Annotated in this window: 18 protein-coding genes and 1 pseudogene; 5 read left to right on the forward strand and 14 right to left on the reverse strand. The window is 70.9% G+C overall.

Annotated elements, in window-relative coordinates:
- The first annotated feature begins 113 nt into the window (after nt 1–113).
- Nucleotides 114–1,339, forward strand: a pseudogene (locus tag ACZ4WH_RS36465) (DUF885 domain-containing protein).
- A 44-nt stretch (nt 1,340–1,383) separates the two neighbouring features.
- Here the strand turns inward: ACZ4WH_RS36465 and ACZ4WH_RS36470 are convergent.
- On the reverse strand, nt 1,384–2,292 hold the full coding sequence (locus ACZ4WH_RS36470; protein WP_468188991.1) for a phytoene/squalene synthase family protein: 909 nt from the start codon (nt 2,290–2,292) through the stop codon (nt 1,384–1,386).
- A 337-nt stretch (nt 2,293–2,629) separates the two neighbouring features.
- Between ACZ4WH_RS36470 and ACZ4WH_RS36475 the strand changes: the two genes are divergently transcribed.
- A complete protein-coding gene (locus ACZ4WH_RS36475; RefSeq protein ID WP_468188993.1) occupies nt 2,630–4,117 on the forward strand; it encodes a long-chain-fatty-acid--CoA ligase in 1,488 nt (495 codons plus the stop codon).
- A gap of 483 nt (nt 4,118–4,600) precedes the next feature.
- On the opposite strand, the gene ACZ4WH_RS36480 is transcribed toward ACZ4WH_RS36475, so the two are convergent.
- The 9 genes from ACZ4WH_RS36480 to ACZ4WH_RS36520 all read right to left on the reverse strand — a co-directional run bounded on the left by ACZ4WH_RS36480 (nt 4,601) and on the right by ACZ4WH_RS36520 (nt 10,768).
- The gene (locus ACZ4WH_RS36480) at nt 4,601–5,719 is read right to left on the reverse strand and encodes a HoxN/HupN/NixA family nickel/cobalt transporter (RefSeq protein WP_468188996.1); all 1,119 of its coding nucleotides are present in this window, start codon (nt 5,717–5,719) and stop codon (nt 4,601–4,603) included.
- Nucleotides 5,706–6,095, reverse strand: a complete 390-nt coding sequence (locus tag ACZ4WH_RS36485) for a hypothetical protein (RefSeq protein WP_468188998.1) — start codon at nt 6,093–6,095, stop codon at nt 5,706–5,708. Before ACZ4WH_RS36485 ends, ACZ4WH_RS36480 begins: the two co-directional genes overlap by 14 nt.
- Nucleotides 6,096–6,099: 4 nt before the next feature.
- Nucleotides 6,100–7,017, reverse strand: coding sequence for an MIP/aquaporin family protein (locus tag ACZ4WH_RS36490; RefSeq protein ID WP_468189001.1), 918 nt, complete (start codon nt 7,015–7,017; stop codon nt 6,100–6,102).
- Nucleotides 7,014–7,694 (reverse strand): nitrile hydratase subunit alpha, encoded by a 681-nt coding sequence (gene nthA / locus ACZ4WH_RS36495; RefSeq protein ID WP_468189003.1) that lies wholly within the window; start codon nt 7,692–7,694, stop codon nt 7,014–7,016. The genes ACZ4WH_RS36490 and nthA overlap by 4 nt, the downstream gene beginning before the upstream one ends.
- 4 nt (nt 7,695–7,698) lie before the next feature.
- On the reverse strand, nt 7,699–8,007 hold the full coding sequence (locus tag ACZ4WH_RS36500) for an SH3-like domain-containing protein (RefSeq protein ID WP_468189006.1): 309 nt from the start codon (nt 8,005–8,007) through the stop codon (nt 7,699–7,701).
- Entirely contained in the window at nt 8,004–8,339 is a 336-nt protein-coding gene (locus ACZ4WH_RS36505; RefSeq protein WP_468189008.1) for a nitrile hydratase, read from the reverse strand. The genes ACZ4WH_RS36500 and ACZ4WH_RS36505 overlap by 4 nt, the downstream gene beginning before the upstream one ends.
- A gap of 244 nt (nt 8,340–8,583) precedes the next feature.
- Nucleotides 8,584–8,844, reverse strand: coding sequence for a type B 50S ribosomal protein L31 (locus ACZ4WH_RS36510; RefSeq protein ID WP_468189009.1), 261 nt, complete (start codon nt 8,842–8,844; stop codon nt 8,584–8,586).
- A 71-nt stretch (nt 8,845–8,915) separates the two neighbouring features.
- Nucleotides 8,916–9,080, reverse strand: a complete 165-nt coding sequence (rpmG, locus tag ACZ4WH_RS36515) for a 50S ribosomal protein L33 (RefSeq protein WP_014669330.1) — start codon at nt 9,078–9,080, stop codon at nt 8,916–8,918.
- 191 nt (nt 9,081–9,271) lie between these two features.
- A complete protein-coding gene (locus ACZ4WH_RS36520) occupies nt 9,272–10,768 on the reverse strand; it encodes an FAD-dependent monooxygenase (protein ID WP_468189011.1) in 1,497 nt (498 codons plus the stop codon).
- A 261-nt stretch (nt 10,769–11,029) separates the two neighbouring features.
- Here ACZ4WH_RS36520 and ACZ4WH_RS36525 point away from each other — a divergent pair, with 261 nt between their 5' ends.
- Nucleotides 11,030–11,749 carry a hypothetical protein gene (locus ACZ4WH_RS36525; protein WP_468189014.1) on the forward strand — a complete coding sequence of 240 codons (720 nt, stop codon included), beginning with the start codon at nt 11,030–11,032 and terminating at the stop codon, nt 11,747–11,749.
- A gap of 286 nt (nt 11,750–12,035) precedes the next feature.
- Nucleotides 12,036–13,307, forward strand: a complete 1,272-nt coding sequence (locus tag ACZ4WH_RS36530; protein ID WP_468189016.1) for an FAD-dependent oxidoreductase — start codon at nt 12,036–12,038, stop codon at nt 13,305–13,307.
- Between the two features lie 445 nt (nt 13,308–13,752).
- Here ACZ4WH_RS36530 and ACZ4WH_RS36535 read toward each other — a convergent pair whose 3' ends face one another.
- Complete coding sequence (locus tag ACZ4WH_RS36535) at nt 13,753–14,604, reverse strand: MBL fold metallo-hydrolase (RefSeq protein WP_468189019.1); 852 nt, start codon at nt 14,602–14,604, stop codon at nt 13,753–13,755.
- Between the two features lie 425 nt (nt 14,605–15,029).
- Here ACZ4WH_RS36535 and ACZ4WH_RS36540 point away from each other — a divergent pair, with 425 nt between their 5' ends.
- On the forward strand, nt 15,030–15,485 hold the full coding sequence (locus tag ACZ4WH_RS36540) for an ATP-binding protein (RefSeq protein ID WP_468189021.1): 456 nt from the start codon (nt 15,030–15,032) through the stop codon (nt 15,483–15,485).
- A gap of 39 nt (nt 15,486–15,524) precedes the next feature.
- Here the strand turns inward: ACZ4WH_RS36540 and ACZ4WH_RS36545 are convergent, their stop codons facing one another.
- From ACZ4WH_RS36545 to ACZ4WH_RS36555, 3 genes are all read right to left on the reverse strand, one after another.
- Nucleotides 15,525–15,761, reverse strand: coding sequence for an isochorismatase family protein (locus ACZ4WH_RS36545; protein ID WP_468189023.1), 237 nt, complete (start codon nt 15,759–15,761; stop codon nt 15,525–15,527).
- Nucleotides 15,762–15,827: 66 nt separating this feature from the next.
- Nucleotides 15,828–16,298: an indole-3-glycerol phosphate synthase gene (locus ACZ4WH_RS36550; RefSeq protein WP_468189025.1), complete on the reverse strand. Its 471-nt coding sequence runs from the start codon at nt 16,296–16,298 to the stop codon at nt 15,828–15,830.
- A gap of 110 nt (nt 16,299–16,408) precedes the next feature.
- Entirely contained in the window at nt 16,409–16,720 is a 312-nt protein-coding gene (locus ACZ4WH_RS36555; RefSeq protein ID WP_468189027.1) for a putative quinol monooxygenase, read from the reverse strand.
- Nucleotides 16,721–16,827 lie beyond the last annotated feature (107 nt).

Genomic DNA, 16,827 nt, shown 5'->3' on the forward strand with positions numbered 1-16,827 from the left:
GACAGCCGGCACCGAATCCAGCGATGTGTGACCGCCTGACAACGTCACGGCAGACGTGCGGCCTTCGGCTGCCCCGGGATGGCCCGTCGAATTCACGGTAGAGAAAACGTCGCATGTCCGAGACCAAGAGTCCGCTGCCCCGCCACGTCGCCGACACCTACGTCGACGACCTCATCGCCCTCAACCCGGTCCTCGGTACGTTCCTCGGCGCCGGGGACAGTTCCAGCGCGTTGCCGGACACCTCGCCCGCGGGCCAGGAATCGGCCGCCGAACTGGCGCGCACGACGCTCGTGCGGCTCGACGAGGCCGAACGGCAGCCCGGCGCGGACAGCGCCGACGAGCGCCGGTGCGCCCGGCTGCTGCGCGAACGGCTGACCGCCCAACTCGCCATGCACGAGGCGGACGAGGGCCTGCGCTCGGTCAGCAATCTGGCCCGCCGGTGCACACCGTCCGCCAGGTGTTCACGGTGACGCCGGCGAACACGGAGGAGGACTGGGCCGCGATAGCCGAACGGCTGCGGGGCGTGCCGGCCGCACTGGCGGGCTACCGCGCGTCGCTGTCGCTCGGCCTGGACCGCGAGCTGTAGGTGCTGCCCGGTGCCGCGACACCGTGGCAGGCCCTCGTACACCTCCGCGAGCACGGCCGGCACATCGAGGGCGCCGACGAGGTCAATCGGCTGGCAGAACCTGATGAACGAGCGTCGCAGGACTTCTCGCGCCCCGCCCGCACCTGGCTGCCGACCATGGGACAGACCCGTTTCCCGGTCTACGACCTCGTCACCAGCTGGTACCACGAGGGTGTGCCCGGCCACCACCTCCAGCTCGCGCAGTGGGTGCACCTGGCCGGGAACCTCTCCCGCTACCAGGCCACCGTCGGACTGGTCAGTGCCAACGCCGAGGGCTGCGCGCTCTGCGCGGAGCGGCTGATGGACGAGTTGGGCTTCCTCTCCGACCCCGAGCAGCGGCTGGGCTGTCTCGACGGGCAGATGAGGCGGGCTGTCCGGGGCATCGTCGACATCGGCGTGCACCTGGGGCTCGAGATCCCCGCCGACTCGCCGTTCCACCCGGGCGAACGCTGGACGCCGGGGCTGGCGCAGGAGTTCTTCGCCGCGCACAGCAGCCGGCCGGCGGAGTTCGTGGAGAGCGCGTTCACCCGCTACCTGTCGCTGCCCGGCCAGGCGATCGGCTACAAGCTCGGCGAGCGGGACTGGCTGCTGGGCCGGGAGAAGGCCCGCGAGCGGCACGGAGACTCCTTCGACCTCAAGGCCTGGCACATGGCGGCTCTGTCACAGGACTCCCTGGGCCTGGACGACCTGGTGGACGAACTCTCACAGCTCTGATCACCGTACGCCGCCGCCGGCCGTCTCCGCTGTCACGGCGAACGTCAGCGCACACGTCCCAGCAGGGCCGCGAGCGCCAGGCGTGACTTCTCCTTCGTGCTCAGGGAGACCCGGCCGGCCAGCACGGCTGCGGGCTCCCTCTCGAGGATGTCGAGCAGTCCCCGGTAGATGCCCGCCATCGCGCCGACGCACGCCCGGCTGCGACGGTCGAGCAGCGGCAGCAACCGAAATCCCTCCTCGAACAACGCACGCGCCCTGCCCGCCTCGAACCTGACGAGATCGTCGAACTCCGCGTCGGTGGGGACGAAGCCCGTCGTGAAATCGGCCTCGTCACAGGCGAAGCGTTCGACATCCTCAGCGGGCAGATAGCGTCTGCCCATGGCGGCGTCTTCGCGGACGTCCCGGAGAATGTTGGTGATCTGCAACGCCAGTCCCAGGGTGTCGGCGTACCCCCGTCCCTGGTCGGGGTCCGCGCAGCCGAAGACCCCGAGAGACAGTCTCCCGATGGAGCCGGCAACACACCGGCAGTAGGAAAGGAGATCGGCGAAGCTCTTGTAATCCCTCTGCTCGACGTCCATCGTGACGCCGGCGATCAATTCGTGGAACGCCTCCAGGGGAATCGGGAAACGCCGGGCCGCGTCCGCGAGCGCCAGGCGGACCGGGTCAGCCGCGTCCCCGGGATCGGCGTGCCCCGAGATCAGCCCGTCCACCATCGAGCTGACGCGCCCGAGCAGTTCCGTCCTGCGCCGTGTCTCCAGGTCACCGTCGCCTATGTCGTCCACCCGGCGCGCCAACGCGTAGATCGCCGACATGGCACGCCGTTTGGGGCCCGGCAACAGCCGAACACCGTAACTGAAGTTCTTCGCTTCGTTGCGTGTCACTTCCTCGCAATGACGGTATGCCGCCCGCACATCGTCCGTCCGGGCGCCGGAGAGGTCATTGAACGAAGCCACACTGATCAACTCTTCCGCTGGAGGAAGGCCCGAGCGCTCACCACCGGAGCCGCCGGACGCGGTACGCCAGAGTAGGGCAATCGCGCAAGGCGCCGGACCGCGAGTGACCGGAGGTGAAGCAAGTCGTCCCGGTCGGCTCGCCGTTGCGGGAGAAGTGAACCGTCCCGACGCGGTACAGCGCACACGTGTGCCTCGCCGGACAGCAAGGCATGTGTCAGTGACCGACTGCTATGTTGCTCCGAGTACATGTGTGGCGGCCGTGCGGCACCCGCCGTACCTCGCCGAACTCGCGGACGCCGACGCCGGGTTGCCACCAGGCCGTCGAGCAGGAGGACATATGCCGAACATCGCGGAGAACCTGTCGACGACGGCACGGCTTCACCCCGATCACACCGCACTCCGGTTCGGTGACATCGTGATGACGTACGCCGAACTGGACACCGCTGCCTCCCGCGTCGCGGGGACGCTCCGGGCGGAAGGGCTGGCGGCCGGTGACCGGGTGTGCGTGATGCTGCCCAACGTCCCGGCGTTCGTGGCGCTCTACTACGGCATCCTGCGCGCCGGCGGAGTCGTCGTCCCGATGAACCCGCTGCTCAAGAAGCGGGAGATCCGGCACTGTCTGACCGACTCGGGTGCGGCCCGCCTGTTCGTGTACGAGGACGTCGTACAGGAGGCGACAGCGGCCGCCGCCGGGACGGGTTTGCCGGTGACCGCGGTCGGCGCGGTGCTGCCGCCGGCCGGCGAACAGGGCCCCATCGCCACGCCGTCACCCCGGGACGACGGTGACCTCGCCGCGCTCCTGTACACCTCCGGGACGACCGGAACGCCGAAGGGCGCCGCGCTGACCCACGGCAACCTGGGCCGGAACGCCGAGATCCTGGCCGACCACGTCGTCCGGATCACCGACCGGGACGTCATGATGGCGTGCCTGCCGCTCTTCCACGCCTTCGGCCAGACCGGCAGCATGAACTTGGCGATCCGCCGGGGCGCCTGCCTGGTGCTCGTACCCCGTTTCGACGCGGCCCGAGTCCTGTCCATGCTGGGCGAGTTCGGGGTGACCATCTTCGTCGCCGTGCCCACGATGTACAACGCGCTGCTGCACGAGCCCGCGGTCACCACCGGCCCCGAGGCGGGTGCCCTGAGAGTGTGTGTCTCGGGCGGCGCACCCCTGCCCACCGAGGTGCTGTACGGATTCGAGAAGCGCTTCGGCTGCGCGGTGGGAGAAGGCTACGGTCTGTCCGAGACCTCACCGGTGACCACCTTCAACCACCTCGACCGACCGCGCAAGGCCGGCTCGATCGGCACCCCGATCCAAGGGATCGAGGTGCGTCTGGTGGACGAGGCCGGACACGACGTGCAGGCCGGCGAGGTCGGTGAGATCGCCATCCGGGGCCACAACGTCATGGCCGGGTACTGGAACCGGCCCGAGGACACGGCCGAGGCGATCCCGGACGGCTGGTTCCGCAGCGGAGACCTGGCCCGGCAGGACGACGACGGCTACTTCTTCATCGTCGACCGGAAGAAGGACCTGATCATCCGGGGTGGGTACAACGTCTACCCCCGGGAGGTGGAGGACGTGCTGTACGCACACCCCGACGTCCTGGAGGCGGCCGTGCTCGGCGTCCCGCACGCGTCCCTCGGCGAGGAGGTCGCCGCGGCCGTCGTCCTCGTGCCGGACGCCCGGACCACGGAGGAGGAGCTGCGCTCCTTCGTGAAGGCACGTGTCGCCCCCTACAAGTACCCCCGGGAGATCTGGTTCCTCCCCTCCCTGCCGAAGGGTTCCACCGGCAAGATCCTGAAGCGGGAGATCCAGCTCCCCCGATGACCTGTACGGCTGCACACCGGTGGCCAAGCGCTGCCCCGACCGGCCGGTACCGCCGATGGCCGGTACCGCCTACCGCCTGCTGCCGACCTGACGGCCCGGCCTCGCTTCAGGTGCCGGTCCAGGAACCGGCACCCGTCCTCCAGCTCGGATCACGGGGTGCAGGTGTGCCCTCTTCTCCTCGCTGCCGAAGTCGTCGAACAGGACCAGCAGCGGAATGCTGATCTGCCGGGCCTCGCGCTGGGCACGGGGCACGTGCCCCCGGCCGCGGGGGTGGGGACTCAGCCGGGCTCAGGGGAACCCACGGGATGTCGCGCAGAAGGCGGCCTGCGGCGCTCGGCTTCCAGGGCCGGAAGCCTCGGATGCCGGAGCGCCGCAGGCGGCCGAACCGGCATCCGGGGACATGCCGGTCAGCCACTCCGCCTGCCGGTCCACGGCGGGCACGCCCGGACCGGCCCCACGAGCGTGGCAGCGGCCGGCACCGGCTCACAACACCGACGCGGCCGAAGTGCCCTCATGGCCGGTGTCTGGTGACCTGTCAGGCAGCGTCAGGCCGCGAGGCCGGCCGGCGACCTTCCAGTAGAGGAAGGAGCTGATCCAGGCCGCGAGGAAGAGACCGCCGATCAGGTAGCCGACACCGTTGAGGCCGATGCCGGCCGGCCAGGGCACGGCCCGCTCCACCGCGGGCACCCTGCTGCGCAGCAACGTCATCAGGTTCACGGCTCCGACCAGCAGCGCCGCCGCAGCCGACAGGCCGGTGGTGGTGAGGTTGTAATGGATGCGCCGCAGCGGATGGACGAAGGCCCACCGGTACGCGGCGGACATGAAAGCCCCGTCGAGGGTGTCGAAGAGACTCATGCCGCACGTGAAGAGCAGCGGCAGGAGCATCAGCGCGTACCACGGCACGCCCGACGTGGCACCGGCACCGGACAGGACGAGCAGGGACACCTCGGTGGCGGTGTCGAAGCCGAGCCCGAAGAGCAGGCCGAGGGGGAACATGTGCCAGGGACGTGTCGTCGACGAGGTGAGACGGCGCAGCAGGCGGGAGAACAGCCCCCGCTCGTCGAGGACCTGGTCCAGCCGCTCCTCGTCGTAAGCCCCTCGGCGCGCCGACCGGTACACGGCCGCGATGCGGCGCAGCGCCAGCAGGTTGAGCACGCCCACCAGGCACAGGAACACCCCGGAGACGGACGTGCCGAGCACGGACAGGAGGCGGTGGGCGGCGGACGAGTCGTCGGTCAGCCGGGTCGCCAGACGGGCTCCGACGGCTGTGAGCAGACTCAGCACGACGACGACCGAGGAGTGTCCCAGGGCGAACCAGAAGCCCAGGTCGGCCGACGGCCGCCCCTCGGCCAGAAACCGGCGGGTGGTGTTGTCGATCGCCGCGATGTGGTCGGCGTCGAAGGCGTGCCGGGCGCCGAGCACGTACGCCGTGACGCCCAGCCCGGTGCCGAAGACCTGCGTGCCGACCGAGAACCGGTGCGCGGACACCACGCAGGCGAGCAGCGCGAAGGCGCACACGGTGGTGACCGCGATGACCGAGACCAGAGCGACCGTGCTCCGGTGCTCCCTGACGAACCTGCCCATCACGTCAGCTTGGAACATCGGACCTCCCGGGCCGCACCAGCACCGAGTAGGACACGCCCAGGCGCTCCGCACGGAACCCCAGCGCCCGCACGGTGTCCAGCAGGGCGCCGGTCATGATGCTCTCCACCTGGGTGACGCGCGGGTCGAGTGGTGTGTACGCCGCCTCGTGCGGGGCCCAGCTGATGAGGACGGACCCGGGACCGTAGTGCTCGGGGCAGTCGCGGACCTCCACTCCTCCGGTCATCGTGTCGGTCTGTACTCCGAATCCCGCGCGCAGCAAGGAGAAGACCAGGTCGGGCGCCAGTTCTGTGCCGTCGAGGCCCAGCGCGGCGACGACGGACCGCGCCTGGCGGCGCACGTGCTCGCTGTCCGTGCCGTTGAGGGGGTGGGACATGGGATCACCGGGGGGAAGAGGGGAGACGGTGCCGCGGACGCGGCCGGAACTGGTGGTAGCGGTGGATGTCGCGCTCACAGCACACCTTGTTGGTCCAGGCCGCGCCCGGCCTGAACAGGGCCTGCACGGCCGCGGCCAGCAAGGCTCCGGCCAGGGGCGCCGACATGTAGGCCAAGAACAGGCGATAGTCGCCCGAGACGACGTGCGGTCCGAAGTTGCGCGCCGGATTGAAGCTCGCACCCGTCCGTGAACCGGTCGTGGTGATCAGCGCCCAGACGGCGGCGCCGACGATCCACGGCGTCGACCGCGGCCGGGGCCTGGCCGTCATGGCCGCCAGCACCCACAGCAGGACGGCGGTGCTCAGCGACTCGCCGAGCACCACGACGACGGGATCGTCCCAGCCGGGACCGGGCTGGATCAGCCCGTCGTGGACCGCGGTGACCCTCTCGCCCCAGATCCCACGGGCGGCGAGCACTCCGAGTACCGAACCGCCGAGCTGGAAGGCGCTGTAGGCGACCAGATCGGAGACGCCCAGCACACCCCGGAGGGTCATGAAGAGGCTGATCGCCGGGTTGAGGTGGGCACCGGACTCCTTGCCCGGCGGGGTGAGGGAGAACACCGCGACGCTGCCGCCGACCGCGAGCCCCACAATGGCCAGGCGCACGGTCAGCGGCCAGGAGGACAGGTATCTGCCGTCGGCCCGCATCGTGAAGGAGACCGCGGTGAGAGCGGCCAGGACGAGCCAGGCCGAGCCCAGTGCCTCCGCGAGGTACGACGACACCGGACGGCCGAGCACCACCCACCGCGCGCGGGCGGCCTGTGCTTCCTGGGCCCGCGGCGGCTCGCGCAGTTGGCCGCTGGGCGCGGTGTGCGGACCCGGAGTGTCCGCCGCCGCGCCCGGCCGTGGAAAGGACCCGGTCACGGCAGCCGGGGCGTGGTGACGCCGATCATGGTGTCCCGGGTGACGAGGGCGGCGAGTTCCGGCTCGCTCATGTCCTCGGTTCCCGGGGGACGCATGGGCAGCACCAGGTAGCGCATGTTCGCGTTGCTGTCGTGGACGCGGATGGTCACGTCGTCCGGCACCTCGGTGCCGAACTCCCTCAGCAGGGACCGCGGTTCACGCACCGCACGGGCACGGTAGGGGCGGCTCTTGTACCAGTCCGGCGGCAGACCCAGGACCGGGCGCGGGTAGCACGAGCAGAGTGTGCACACGACGAGGTTGTGCACGTCGGGCGTCTGCTCCAGCACGATCAGCTTGGTGCCGTCGTAGTTGTCGATGCCGAACTCCTCGATGGCGGCCGTGCCGTCGGCGAGGAGGCGTTCCTTGAAGGCCGGGTCGGTCCACGCCCGGGCGACCAGCGCCGAACCGAGCGCGGGCCGGTGCGCGTCGAGCGTCTCCACCATGGCGCGCACCTCGTCGGCGGAGATCAGGCCCTTCTCCACGAGCAGTTCGCGGATGGCCTGCTGGAGGACGTCGAAGTAGTCCGGTTCCCCGGCGGTGTTCTCGATGGGGGCGTGCGGGTCCGCGGCACCGGTGCCGCCGTGCGTGTGGTCGCCGTGGTCGACGATGCCGTCCGCGGGATCGTGCGTGGTCGTCACGAGGTCAGGCTCCTTGCGTGGGGGAGTGGTCGACCGGTTCGAGCCAGTGCTCGTATATCTCCAGTTCGAGGACGTCGTCCGCGGGTCCGTCGTAGTCGGGCCAGAGGGCGGACTGCTCGATGCGCACCCGGTACAGGCGCACGTCGGTACCCTCGTTGACGCCGTACGCCTCCCGCTCCGGATTGAGGAAGCGGGGCAGGACGCGCTCGATCCGGCCCTCCTTGCCGCGGACGTAGACCGGGGTCCGTACGTGTCCGGGGGCGTCCCGGTCGGCGATGCGCACCTTCTGGTCCTTGACGAAGCGGGTGCTCACGCGGCGGCCTCCGTCAGCCGGGCCCGGATCTCGTTCATCTTGGCGCCCAGTTCCTCCGAGGTGATGACGCCCTTCTCGATCAGCACCTTGGACGCCGAGACGGCCCACCTCTCGTAGTAGGTGAGGTCGCCGATGAGCTGCGCACCGAGATCCTCCACCCCGCGGCGCTTCTCCTCCGTGTTGACGAGCTTGTGCTCGGCGAGGACGTTGAGCAGCGCGTGGCAGCTCTTCTCGAAGGGGGTCATCTCATGGTCCGACGGGACGACCGGCCCGGCCGGCAGTCCGCCGAGGTCGTGCGCGGGGCGCACGACCATGTCGCGTTTGGTGGCCACTGCTCTCCTTGGACGCTCGCACGCGAGGGGAACTCGGGACGAGACCCCGTTCACGTGTCTGTTACAAAGACTTGGGAGCGAGCTTGCGGTGGCGGCCGGTCCGGGGCATCGGTCAAACGACTGACGGCTTCGTGCGGCGCGATGGACGCTTCGGGCAGGCGTACGCGCGGGGTATGGGAACGGCCCGGCACCGCGGGTGCGGTGCCGGGCCGTGGATGCCGGAGTCAGTGGTGGTCGGTGGCGCTCAGGGGCGGGCGGCGGCGGTACGGCCGTAGCGCCGCTGGAAGCGTTCCACCCGGCCCGCGGTGTCCACGACGCGCGAGGTGCCGGTGTAGAACGGGTGGCTCGCCGACGAGATCTCGACGTCGACGACCGGATACGTGGTGCCGTCCTCCCACTCGACCGTCCGCTCGGTGTCGATGGTGGAGCGGGTGAGCAGCTGGAAGCCTGCCGCGCGGTCGCGGAAGACGACGGGGCGGGAGACGGGGTGGATGCCGTACCTCATGGGGTGTTCCTCCTCGGGGGGACCCTCCGCCGGCGGGCGGCGGAGGGGGACAGCGGCGGGGTGCGCGGGGGTCAGCGCTCCTCGCGGAAGAGAACGTGCGCGCCGGCCACCGGGTCGTACTTGCGCAGGACCAGCCGGTCGGGGTCGTTCAGACGGTTCTTGCGGGTCACGTACGTGACTCCGGTGCCGGCCGTCGACTTCAGCTTGACGACGGGGCGTGTGGTGCTGCGTGCCATGAGGGACTCCTTCCGCCGACCGCCCGAGCCGATTGACTCGAACATGTCAGACGGTTCTCTCAACACCACCACCCCGTGATGCATTCCCGGCCCTAACCGCCCCCCGCGGGCCCCGATCGCCGCCCGCTCACGGGCCGCCCGCACCGCCGGCCGACAGGCGTCCGCTGCCGGCCGGCGGCACGCCCAGGCGCTCAGAACCGCGCGGGCAGGGTGTCCAGGGCCTTGACCGTCTCACTGGCGAAGCCGACCGTGGCGGCGGGCTGTTCGGTCGCCCACCACACATGCCCGTCGGGCCGCAGCAGTGCCGCGGTCACGCCGGCCCAGTGGTCCCCGCTGGTGGTGGACAGCCGGCTGCGGTGGACCGCGACGCCGGCCGTCGCCGCCCGCTCGGCCACCTCCCCGGAGACCGGGGTGTCACCCATGGTCAGCAGCACCGGACGGCCGTCCCGCAGCAGCGGAAGGATGCCCTGGCCCTCGGGGTCGTAGGCCCGGACCCCGGTGAGGGGATGGGCGTCCGCGTCGGCCGGCGGGTAGGCCGTGTCGAGTCCCGAGAGCTTGCCGGCCAGCATCCTGGAGAAGTGCGGCTCTTCGGCGATCGCGTTGCTCAGCAGGGACCGCAGCGCGGTGACGTCCGGAGTGAGGTCCGTGATCAGCGCGCTCTGCGCCAGCGTGTGCTCCGCGAGTTCCTCGCCCACCGCGTGCCGTTCCGAGTGATAGGTGTCGAGCAACTCCGAGCCGGCCCTGCCCTGTGCGACGGCGGCCAGTTTCCAGCCGAGGTTCATGGCGTCCTGGAGCCCGACGTTGAGACCGACCCCGCCCGCGGGGAAGTGGCTGTGCGCGGCGTCCCCGGCCAGCAGCACCCGGCCGGTGCGGTAGGACGCGGCCAGGCGCGTCGCGTTGCCGAACCGGGTCAGCCAGGACGGGTCGCGCATGCCGAAGTCGGTGCCGGCGATGCGCCGTGCGGCGTCCCGGAGTTCGTCCAGCGTGAGCGGATCGCGGTGCTGGTTGAGCGGGTCGTACCCGGTGACGCGGTACCTGCCGTGCGGCAGTGGCACCACCAGGAGGCGGCCGGCCTCGTTCAGGGCCTGGAACCCGGCCGGCGGCGGACTGTCCAGCACGACCTCGCCGAGGTATCCGTACGCGGAGGTCTCGGTCCCGGGGAAGTCGACACCCGCCTGCCGGCGCACGGTGCTGCGGGTGCCGTCGGCGCCGACGACGTACCGGGCGGTCACCTCGTAGGTGCCCGCGGGACCCCGGACCTGGAGGGTGACGGCCGCGTCGTCCTGGGTCAGGGAGACCACCTCGTGGCCCCGCCGGACCTCCGCGCCCGACTCGACCGCGTACCGCTCCAGCTGTTCCTCGGTGGCCGACTGCGGGAAGGCCAGCATGAACGGGAAGGGTGTGGGCAGCACGCTGAAGTCCAGACGGTTGTCCAGCATGCCGAAGTGCCACTTCGGCACGGGCCGGCCACCTGCCAGGATCTCCTCGTGACGGCCGCGCATGGCCAGTACCTCGATCGTGCGGGGATGCACGCCCAGGGCCTTGGAGTGCGGGCTGCGGTGCTCTCCCTGCTCCAGGACGAGGGGGCGTACGCCCGCGAGGGCCAGTTCATGAGCGGTCCACAGGCCGACGGGGCCGCCGCCGACGATGACCACTTGGTGACGTGTGGGCTCCCTGTCTTCGGACATGCCGTCTCAACTCCTGAGAGTAGGTGCGCCGTCGGACCGTAATGGCCAGACGGTCATTAGGAGGATACGACTCCCCCCGCCCTAATGACCAGTTGGTCATTTCAGTGATATCGGCTAAGTCATGTGGCCGATGCCGAGGCCATGGGACGCCCGCACAGTGGGGTGAAGGGCCGGGCGAGGGTACCGGCGCCGGGCCACGTGTGCCGGACGCCACGCACCGGGCTACAAGAACCTCCGGGAAGAACCACGAGGAGTACGAGCATGAGTGATCTTGCCGAAGTGGCCATCCAGGCGCATGGAGGGTTGGAGCAGTTCAGCCGCTTCTCCTCGCTGACCGCCAAGCTGCACCAGGGCGGTGTCCTGTGGGGCCTCAAGGGCAAGCCCGCGGTCCTGGAAGACTGCCATGTGCGGGTCGACCTCACACGTGAGCGGGTGTCCCACTGGCCGTTCGCGCCGACCCGGAACCACTCCGTCTTCACGCCGGACCGCGTCGCGATCGAGACCCCGGACGGCGCGGTGGTCGAGGAACTGGAGGAGCCCCGCAAGTCGTTCGCGGGCTACGAGATGGCGACCCCCTGGAGCGACGCGCAGGTCGCGTACTTCAGCGGGTACACGATGTGGACCTACCTCACGTCGCCCTTCCTCCTCAAGCAGCCGGGCGTGACGGCCGAGGAGATCGAACCGTGGCAGGAGAACGGTGAGGAGTGGCGGCGCCTGCGCGTCGTCTTCCCGGACACCATCGCGACGCACAGTGAGGTCCAGACGTACTACTTCAACGGGAGCGGACTTCTCGTCCGGCACGACTACGAGGTGGACATCCAGGGCAGCAACCCCGCGGCCCGCTACCTCATCGACCCGGTGCGGGTCCAGGGGATCACGCTGCCGTCCAAGCTGCGGATCTACCCGCGTCAGCCGGACAACACCCCCGCGCCGGAGCCGCTGATCGTCTCCGTCGACCTGTCCGACTACCGCTTCGAGTGAGCACCGGTCCAGCAGGCCGGCAACGCTCCTCGCCGAGCCGCCGACCCGTTCCGCCGGGGTTCCGGCCCGGTTCACCGGCCGCGGCCGGGACCGGGCCCCCGGCGGGTTGCCACCCGGGTGCCGGATCGCAGGTGTGATGCATGTGTCGGTGCCACAGGTGTCTCCCGTGATCCGTATGTCGTCGCGGAGCCCCGGACCGACCTGGAGAAGCGCGCGTCAGCCTCACCCATGGCCGTGTTCCAGCGCCTCCCGGGCGCCCGCCGATACCCCCGTCCTGTTCGGCACCGTGCATGTACTGGGCGCGGGAATCGGGGGACTGTTCGCCGCCAGGGCCCTCTCCGACCACGCGGAGCGTGTCGTCGTGATCGACCCCGACGCGGGGGAAGGGGACACCGGCCGTGCCCCGCGCCCGGGTTTGCCCCAGGGGTCCCAGGTCCACACCCTGATGTCCGGTGGCGTCCGGCAGTTGGAGCGGTGGTACCCGGGAGCCGCGCGCCAGGCCGAGGCACGGGGAGCGGTGCTGCCGGGTCCGGACCGGAGCGCGTCGTACGTGGACGGGGTCCAGCAGATCCCCACCCCCAACGTGGACCCCCTCATCTGCACCCGGCCCTTCCTCGAAGGACTGACACGCGAACGCACCCTCGGCCTGCCGAACGTCGAGCTGGTCGCCGGCCGCGTCACGGGTCTGGTCCACGGCGGTCGACGCGGCGCGGCGGTGAGGTACTGGGCCAGGGCGGGCGAGGTCGTCCGGGCCGGCGACTTCTTCGTGGACGCCACCGGGCGCGGCAGCCGGATGGCCGACTGGCTGGAGGCGGGGGAGTGGCCCCGGCCACGCTTGGAGCGGCTCCACGTCGACGTCCACTACGTCACGGCTCATTTCGAGCGCTCACCCGACCGGACCGGTCCGCTCAGCGGCATCACGCGCTACAGCCCGCGGTTCGCGTCCGCGCGGTTCGCCGGGGCCGCGGTGAACGCCGTCGAGGACCAGCGATGGGCCGTCATGCTCGCCTCCTACGGCGACGACCCGCAGGTGTCGGACGCCGAGGGGTTCCGGGCCCGGTGCGCCGAACTGCAACCGGTCTACCAGGAAGCCGTGAAGGGCCGGCTGATCGGCGAACCCGTACCCTTCCGGCACCCCGACAACCGCTGGCGCCACTTCGAGGCCCTCGGACGCCTCCCCGCCCGCCTGGTGGTGACCGGGGAGGCCGTGGCGTCGTTCAACCCGGTCTACGGCCAGGGCATGGGTTCCGCGATGCTGCACGCGTCCTGCCTGTCGGAGTACTTGCGCGGTGAGCCGGACCTCGACGCTCCTGCCCGGCACTTCTTCGCGCTGCAACACGTGGCCGTCGCCGCGGCGTGGCGGACGTCGGCGACCGCGGACGCCGCACGCCTGGGCAATGGGGAACATCATGGCCGCGGCGGTTCACGACAGCCAGGTGGCCGAGGCCTTCCGCGACGTGAGCTTCATGCTCGCGCATCCGGCGACTCTGCTCGCGCCCGACCTCGTACGGCGTGCGGCCCGGGCCAACGGGGTGCCGGCCGAGGAGTTCGACCGTGAGTACGGGCCCGCGGCCTGAGCGTTCGTCCCGGGCGGCGGCTCAGCCGGCCTCCGCCCGGACCGTCCCGGCGATCCGCGGCTCCCACCGTCGGTTCGTCACGACGTCCGCCGAGTCCCGGCGCCTGTGGCAGACCACGGCCGACCCGGACGGCGCGCTGCGGGCCGAGTGGGCCGCCTCGTTCCGCACCCCCGACGGCCGTATCGGCGCTGTGGTGGGTGTCGAGGCCGCCGAACCGAACGAGGAGGGACTGATCGTCTCCCTGGTGAACACGTACACCGTTCCACCCGCCGTCCGGCGTCGGGCAGACGGCTACGATCTCAAGGCATACTGCGACAAGGGCGGTCCCCCGACGCTTCCGACGGGCCGGCCGGTGTACCGGGGCGAGGGGCCGCACCCGGTGCTGATCGCCACCGGCACGACCCGTCGCGGTGCCTCACACCTGGCTCACTCGGCCCAGCGCCCGACCGCGGTCAGCCATGCGATGCCCGGGTTCAGCCATGCCGGGAACCTCTGCGTCATCGCCTCGAAGTACTCCGTCCGGCTGGTGGCGGTGGCGAAGACCTCCGCGGCCGCACGCAGGTAGTCGCGCGTGTCGTCGATGATGGACGCCGGATCGTCACGCTCGGGGTTCTTGTGCCCGGCCACGACGGTGGTCGGGTTGAGGGCGGCCACGGCGTCGATCGCGTCGAGCCAGCTGTCGATGCCGTGGCCGCCGGCCTCGGAGAGGTACTGGTGCACCTGGTTGTAGATGACGTCGCCACTGACGACCAGGTCCAAGGACGGCACGTGCAGGAACGTCGTGTGATCGGTGTCGGTGTGCCCGGCGGCATGGGGTACGAGCGGCTGCCCGTCGACCTGGAGGCCGCCTTCCGGGACGGCCTCGGCGATGACCGGGGTGTCGCCGATCAGGCCGGGGAAGGCCGCTCCCCAGAAGGGGTTCGGCTGACCGCCGGGGGTGGTCCGTTCCATCTCCGCGATCGTCTCGGGCGTGGCCCACACCTTCAGGTCCGGGAACTGCTCACGCACGGGCGCCGTCGCGTACCAGTGGTCGCCGTGCGCGTGTGTGACGTAGACGCCGGTGATCGTACGATCGAAACCGGCGGCCCACTTCGCGACGGCGACTCCCTGCTCCGTGGTCAGCCCCGGGTCGACCAGGACGGCCTCGCGGGGACCGTAGATGAGAGCGGTGGTCAGCGGAGACCACAGCAACGGGCCGCCGTCCGGCCGGGGAGGCAGGGCGGTCGGCGCCACCGGCTGCATCGGACTGACGTGTACGGCATGGGCCAAGGACGTCATCGTTGTTCCTCTCACCTGATGAAAACGGGTGGACGCCACCCGGACCACGCCCGGGTGGGTGGCTGAGCGTGTGCGAGACGCCTGCTTCGAGCCGGCCGCACCGACCCCGTGTCGCGGGTGGAGGGGAACGGGCGCTATCGCGTTCCCCTCCTTGCGAGTCATCCACAACCCGCCGCCCTCATCCTGCTGCCGCCAGGGTCGGAAGCGGCTGCGGAGAGACAGGAACGAGCCGTTGGGGCAGCCCTTCTGCCTCAACACACGCGACAGTCCCGCCTCGCGAACCCAGGGGAGAAGGAATCCGTAGCGCGGAGACGGCGTCCGTCACGCCCGGCGGTCAACGCACGTCGGCGATCAGTTAGTTGGAATATCCAACTCAATGGTTCGGTTGGCCTCAACAACGGCTCTGGCGTGGGAGGACACCGATCGTGAACAGAACACTCAGTCCTGAGCGAGAAGGCGTGTTGGCGGAGGTGCGGCCCTCAGCGGGCGCCTGCCGGGTGATCAGCCTCGCCGGTTCCGGCCGGGCGGAGCAGCGGGCCCGGGAAGCGGTGCGGAACACCTGCGCGGAGTTGCTCGGAGCGAGGTTGCCGGACGCGCTCCTCGTCGTCACCGAGCTGGTGGCGAACGCGGTCTCCCACACGTCCGGTGTCCGTGGCCTGATGCTCCATCACGACCGGGACGTCACCTCGCTGACGGTCTTCGACAAGGGCGGGACGACGAGCTGGCCGCGCGCGGCCGAAGCGGACCCACTGGCCGAGTCCGGCCGGGGCCTGCACCTCGTCGCCGCCCTCGCCGACTCCTGGCACGCCCGTCCGGCGCTCGAAGGCAAGGCCGTCACCGCCGTCTTCCACACCGGCACCAGGGAGCCGGAGTCGGACTGACCGCCGGTCCCGCCACGGCGACGGCCCCGGCACATCGGATCAGCGGATCCGGAACGGTTCCGTCCCCGGCAGTTCGCCGGTGGTCAGCACCTCGTGCGCGATCAGCGCGTAACGCCGCAGCGTCTGCCCGTAGGAGTCCGTTCCGCCGTCGGGGGCCGTGGCATCCGGGACCAAGGTCACCCGGTATCCGCGCTCCATGGCGCCGCGTGCCGTCGATTCCACGCACATGGTGCCGATCATGCCCGCCACGACGACGTGTCCTTGAAGCCGGGACATCCCTTCCCCTCCGCCGCTCCGCCGTGGTGCGCGCCGGCCGGGTCGAGCAGGCATGCGCGCGGCCGGTCACCTCTCGTCGTCGTGTGCGTACAGCTTCAGTACGGGAACGCCCACCGTGTGACGGGCCCGGCCGGCCCAGTCGAGGTGGAGGAGTTCCTCGACGAGATGCGGAGCGGTCAGCACGATCACCTCATCGGCACCGGTCTCCTCGACGACCGACCGCAGAAGGGTCAGGGGGTGGCCGCCGACCAGTTGCCCGACGGACTCGCTGCCGGCCGCCCGCAGGCTCCGGACCGAGTGTTCCAGTGCCAGGGCGGCCTGCTGCCGGGCCTCCTCGCCCTCCGGCTCCTCACCTTCGCGGGCAGCCTGCTCCAGCTCTCCGAGCGCGATGTCGTCCAGGGAGCGCAGCAGCCGGTTCTCGGCGCCCCGGGGCTGCATGAGGACGACAAAGAACGTCTCGTCGTCGTGGAGAGTGGTGACGAACTTGACGTCCGCCGCCGACAGCTGCTGCTCGATCAGAAGAACGCTGGTGAACATCGGGGTCCCAACCTCGGTGCGCCCCGGGCGGGGCGCGAACGGTGAGCAACGCTAGCGCCCCGCGGCTCAGGACCTGATCCTGGCCTGGTGAGCCGGCCCGGACGTACCGTCTACACGGCGAGTTCGGTCAGCCGCTCGATCTGGATGCCCCCCACCGTCAGCATCTCCGCGAGCTCCGCGAACCGCCGCAGGTGGTCGCTTCCCGCGTGGGCGCGCAGGTGCTCCTCGCTCTGCCACACCTCGTGCATCACCAGCAGCCCGGGGTCGTCCAGGCCCTGGTGCGGCACGTAGGTGAGGCAACCGTCCTCCTGCCGGGTAGCGGCCACCAGAGCAGGCAGCGCGTCCCGCAGTTCCTGCTCCTTGCCGGGACGCGCCTGCATGCGCGCGACGAGGACGATGGGCCCGGTCTCAGGGTGGGTCATGGGATTCTCCGTAAGTCGTCGGGTGGCCCTGGGGGGCCGCGTGCGGCCGTGCGCGTCCGCGCGGACGCGCACGGCCGCACGCGGCCCCCCAGGGCCACCCGACGACT

It is taken from the genome of Streptomyces sp. NPDC029138 (genome assembly GCF_055564375.1).